Here is a 5,332-nt window from a genome sequence, read left to right on the forward strand (position 1 = left end):
GCACCGGAGTGGGCGGCGACGGAGCCCACCAGCCGTGGCGCTTCTGGATCGAGGGAGACCCCACGGTGAGTCCGTACCGCGCCCACGCGCCGCGCCGCCGGCCCAGCCGCAAAGCGACTTGACGCACCTTCGGCGGACGCCTAATGTAGTCCGAGCCGCTTGACACGGGTACAGCTCTCGGCGCAGTCCATCGGACCGGACCGAGCCACTCGAAGCGGCCACACCACTACCTACGACTCACCCTTGCGGGTGCGAATTCGGCGTGCCCGTAATTCGCCCTATCGGCTCGATTATGAGCTGCCAAGGGAATCGGTTAACGTAGTGGACACGCCGAAAGGCAAGGCCACTCCACAGGCCACCGGAAATCGAATTCGGACCGGAAACGGAACGAAAAAGAGTCTGGTAAAGTTGGAACCGCCGGAAAGGGAAAACGCGAAAGCGAAGAACCTGGAAAGCGAAACTGCACGGCCCGCTTCGACCGGGAATCGGACACGAAAGAGTCTGATAGAGTCGGAAACGCAAGACAGCAAGACAAAGAAGAAAAACGAAGGGAAGCGCCCGGAGGGCCCCGGTGATACGGGACCGAAGGAAGCGTCCGTTCCTTGAGAACTCAACAGCGTGCCAAAAGTCAACGCCAGATATGTTGATACCCCGTCTCCAGCATCACGCTGGGACGCGGTTCCTTTTGAAATACACAGCGAGGACGCTGTGAACAACGGGTCTTATTCCGACCGGTTGTTCCGCTCTCGTGTGTGTGCACCCGATTACGGGTAAACATTCACGGAGAGTTTGATCCTGGCTCAGGACGAACGCTGGCGGCGTGCTTAACACATGCAAGTCGAACGATGAAGCCCTTCGGGGTGGATTAGTGGCGAACGGGTGAGTAACACGTGGGCAATCTGCCCTTCACTCTGGGACAAGCCCTGGAAACGGGGTCTAATACCGGATAACACTCTGTCCCGCATGGGACGGGGTTGAAAGCTCCGGCGGTGAAGGATGAGCCCGCGGCCTATCAGCTTGTTGGTGGGGTGATGGCCTACCAAGGCGTCGACGGGTAGCCGGCCTGAGAGGGCGACCGGCCACACTGGGACTGAGACACGGCCCAGACTCCTACGGGAGGCAGCAGTGGGGAATATTGCACAATGGGCGCAAGCCTGATGCAGCGACGCCGCGTGAGGGATGACGGCCTTCGGGTTGTAAACCTCTTTCAGCAGGGAAGAAGCGCAAGTGACGGTACCTGCAGAAGAAGCGCCGGCTAACTACGTGCCAGCAGCCGCGGTAATACGTAGGGCGCAAGCGTTGTCCGGAATTATTGGGCGTAAAGAGCTCGTAGGCGGCTTGTCACGTCGGATGTGAAAGCCCGGGGCTTAACCCCGGGTCTGCATTCGATACGGGCTAGCTAGAGTGTGGTAGGGGAGATCGGAATTCCTGGTGTAGCGGTGAAATGCGCAGATATCAGGAGGAACACCGGTGGCGAAGGCGGATCTCTGGGCCATTACTGACGCTGAGGAGCGAAAGCGTGGGGAGCGAACAGGATTAGATACCCTGGTAGTCCACGCCGTAAACGTTGGGAACTAGGTGTTGGCGACATTCCACGTCGTCGGTGCCGCAGCTAACGCATTAAGTTCCCCGCCTGGGGAGTACGGCCGCAAGGCTAAAACTCAAAGGAATTGACGGGGGCCCGCACAAGCAGCGGAGCATGTGGCTTAATTCGACGCAACGCGAAGAACCTTACCAAGGCTTGACATATACCGGAAAGCATCAGAGATGGTGCCCCCCTTGTGGTCGGTATACAGGTGGTGCATGGCTGTCGTCAGCTCGTGTCGTGAGATGTTGGGTTAAGTCCCGCAACGAGCGCAACCCTTGTTCTGTGTTGCCAGCATGCCCTTCGGGGTGATGGGGACTCACAGGAGACTGCCGGGGTCAACTCGGAGGAAGGTGGGGACGACGTCAAGTCATCATGCCCCTTATGTCTTGGGCTGCACACGTGCTACAATGGCCGGTACAATGAGCTGCGATGCCGCGAGGCGGAGCGAATCTCAAAAAGCCGGTCTCAGTTCGGATTGGGGTCTGCAACTCGACCCCATGAAGTCGGAGTTGCTAGTAATCGCAGATCAGCATTGCTGCGGTGAATACGTTCCCGGGCCTTGTACACACCGCCCGTCACGTCACGAAAGTCGGTAACACCCGAAGCCGGTGGCCCAACCCCTTGTGGGAGGGAGCTGTCGAAGGTGGGACTGGCGATTGGGACGAAGTCGTAACAAGGTAGCCGTACCGGAAGGTGCGGCTGGATCACCTCCTTTCTAAGGAGCATCTAGATTCCGCAAGGAATCCAGAGCCACTACGTCGGCAAATGTTCGACGGTGGTCAGCTCATGGGTGGAACGTTGACTATTCGGCACGATTGATCACTGCTAGTACTGCTTCGGCGTGGAACGTGGTGAGAGATCGGTCGGGCCGGGCACGTTGTTGGGTATCTGAGGGTACGGCCGTCATGGTTGTTCCTTCTGATCCGGCCCCAGTGAACTCATCCGTTTTGGGTGGGGTGGTGGGTGGCTGGTCGTTGTTTGAGAACTGCACAGTGGACGCGAGCATCTGTGGCCAAGTTTTTAAGGGCGCACGGTGGATGCCTTGGCACCAGGAACCGATGAAGGACGTGGGAGGCCACGATAGTCCCCGGGGAGCTGTCAACCAAGCTTTGATCCGGGGGTTTCCGAATGGGGAAACCCGGCAGTCGTCATGGGCTGTCACCCGCTGCTGAACACATAGGCAGTGTGGAGGGAACGAGGGGAAGTGAAACATCTCAGTACCCTCAGGAAGAGAAAACAACCGTGATTCCGGGAGTAGTGGCGAGCGAAACTGGATGAGGCCAAACCGTATGCGTGTGATACCCGGCAGGGGTTGCGCATGCGGGGTTGTGGGATCTCTCTTTCATAGTCTGCCGGCTGTGAGACGAGTCAGAAACCGTTGATGTAGGCGAAGGACATGCGAAAGGTCCGGCGTAGAGGGTAAGACCCCCGTAGCTGAAACATCAACGGCTCGTTTGAGAGACACCCAAGTAGCACGGGGCCCGAGAAATCCCGTGTGAATCTGGCGGGACCACCCGCTAAGCCTAAATATTCCCTGGTGACCGATAGCGGATAGTACCGTGAGGGAATGGTGAAAAGTACCGCGGGAGCGGAGTGAAATAGTACCTGAAACCGTGTGCCTACAAGCCGTGGGAGCGTCGCTGTATGTGCTTGCACATGCAGTCGTGACTGCGTGCCTTTTGAAGAATGAGCCTGCGAGTTAGCGGTGTGTAGCGAGGTTAACCCGTGTGGGGAAGCCGTAGCGAAAGCGAGTCCGAATAGGGCGTTTGAGTTGCACGCTCTAGACCCGAAGCGGAGTGATCTAGCCATGGGCAGGTTGAAGCGGAGGTAAGACTTCGTGGAGGACCGAACCCACCAGGGTTGAAAACCTGGGGGATGACCTGTGGTTAGGGGTGAAAGGCCAATCAAACTCCGTGATAGCTGGTTCTCCCCGAAATGCATTTAGGTGCAGCGTCGTGTGTTTCTTGCCGGAGGTAGAGCACTGGATAGGCGATGGGCCCTACCGGGTTACTGACCTTAGCCAAACTCCGAATGCCGGTAAGTGAGAGCGCGGCAGTGAGACTGTGGGGGATAAGCTCCATGGTCGAGAGGGAAACAGCCCAGAGCATCGACTAAGGCCCCTAAGCGTACGCTAAGTGGGAAAGGATGTGGAGTCGCAGAGACAACCAGGAGGTTGGCTTAGAAGCAGCCACCCTTGAAAGAGTGCGTAATAGCTCACTGGTCAAGTGATTCCGCGCCGACAATGTAGCGGGGCTCAAGCGTACCGCCGAAGTCGTGTCATTCCAGCACATACCCCCAACGGGGGCTGGGATGGGTAGGGGAGCGTCGTGTGCCGGGTGAAGCAGCCGCGGAAGCGAGTTGTGGACGGTTCACGAGTGAGAATGCAGGCATGAGTAGCGATACACACGTGAGAAACGTGTGCGCCGATTGACTAAGGGTTCCTGGGTCAAGCTGATCTGCCCAGGGTAAGTCGGGACCTAAGGCGAGGCCGACAGGCGTAGTCGATGGACAACCGGTTGATATTCCGGTACCCGCTTTGAAACGCCCAGTACTGAATCAGGCGATGCTAAGTCCGTGAAGCCGGCCCGATCTCTTCGGAGTTGAGGGTAGTGGTGGAGCCGATGAACCAGACTTGTAGTAGGTAAGCGATGGGGTGACGCAGGAAGGTAGTCCAGCCCGGGCGGTGGTTGTCCCGGGGTAAGGGTGTAGGACGCACGGTAGGCAAATCCGTCGTGCATATAGTCTGAGACCTGATGCCGAGCCGATTGTGGTGAAGTGGATGATCCTATGCTGTCGAGAAAAGCCTCTAGCGAGTTTCATGGCGGCCCGTACCCTAAACCGACTCAGGTGGTCAGGTAGAGAATACCGAGGCGTTCGGGTGAACTATGGTTAAGGAACTCGGCAAAATGCCCCCGTAACTTCGGGAGAAGGGGGGCCATCACCGGTGATAGCACTTGCTGCTTGAGCTGGGGGTGGCCGCAGAGACCAGCGAGAAGCGACTGTTTACTAAAAACACAGGTCCGTGCGAAGCCGTAAGGCGATGTATACGGACTGACGCCTGCCCGGTGCTGGAACGTTAAGGGGACCGGTTAGCTGCCTTTCGGGGTGGCGAAGCTGAGAACTTAAGCGCCAGTAAACGGCGGTGGTAACTATAACCATCCTAAGGTAGCGAAATTCCTTGTCGGGTAAGTTCCGACCTGCACGAATGGCGTAACGACTTCTCGACTGTCTCAACCATAGGCCCGGTGAAATTGCACTACGAGTAAAGATGCTCGTTTCGCGCAGCAGGACGGAAAGACCCCGGGACCTTTACTATAGCTTGATATTGGTGTTCGGTTCGGCTTGTGTAGGATAGGTGGGAGACTTTGAAGCAGCAACGCCAGTTGTTGTGGAGTCGTCGTTGAAATACCACTCTGGTCGTGCTGGATGTCTAACCTGGGTCCGTGATCCGGATCAGGGACAGTGTCTGATGGGTAGTTTAACTGGGGCGGTTGCCTCCTAAAGAGTAACGGAGGCGCCCAAAGGTTCCCTCAGCCTGGTTGGTAATCAGGTGTTGAGTGTAAGTGCACAAGGGAGCTTGACTGTGAGACCGACGGGTCGAGCAGGGACGAAAGTAGGGACTAGTGATCCGGCGGTGGCTTGTGGAAGCGCTGTCGCTCAACGGATAAAAGGTACCCCGGGGATAACAGGCTGATCTTCCCCAAGAGTCCATATCGACGGGATGGTTTGGCACCTCGATGTCGG

At 57.4% G+C, this 5,332-nt stretch carries 2 rRNA genes; both read left to right on the forward strand.

The window, feature by feature from the left end:
- Positions 1–777: 777 nt before the first annotated feature.
- A 16S ribosomal RNA gene (locus ACFCZN_RS21085) occupies positions 778–2,303 on the forward strand.
- Positions 2,304–2,598: 295 nt separating this feature from the next.
- Positions 2,599–5,332: ribosomal RNA gene (locus ACFCZN_RS21090) — 23S ribosomal RNA — on the forward strand; the annotation flags it as partial.

It is taken from the genome of Isoptericola sp. NPDC056134 (assembly GCF_042264825.1).
Classification (GTDB): domain Bacteria; phylum Actinomycetota; class Actinomycetes; order Actinomycetales; family Cellulomonadaceae; genus Isoptericola; species Isoptericola nanjingensis.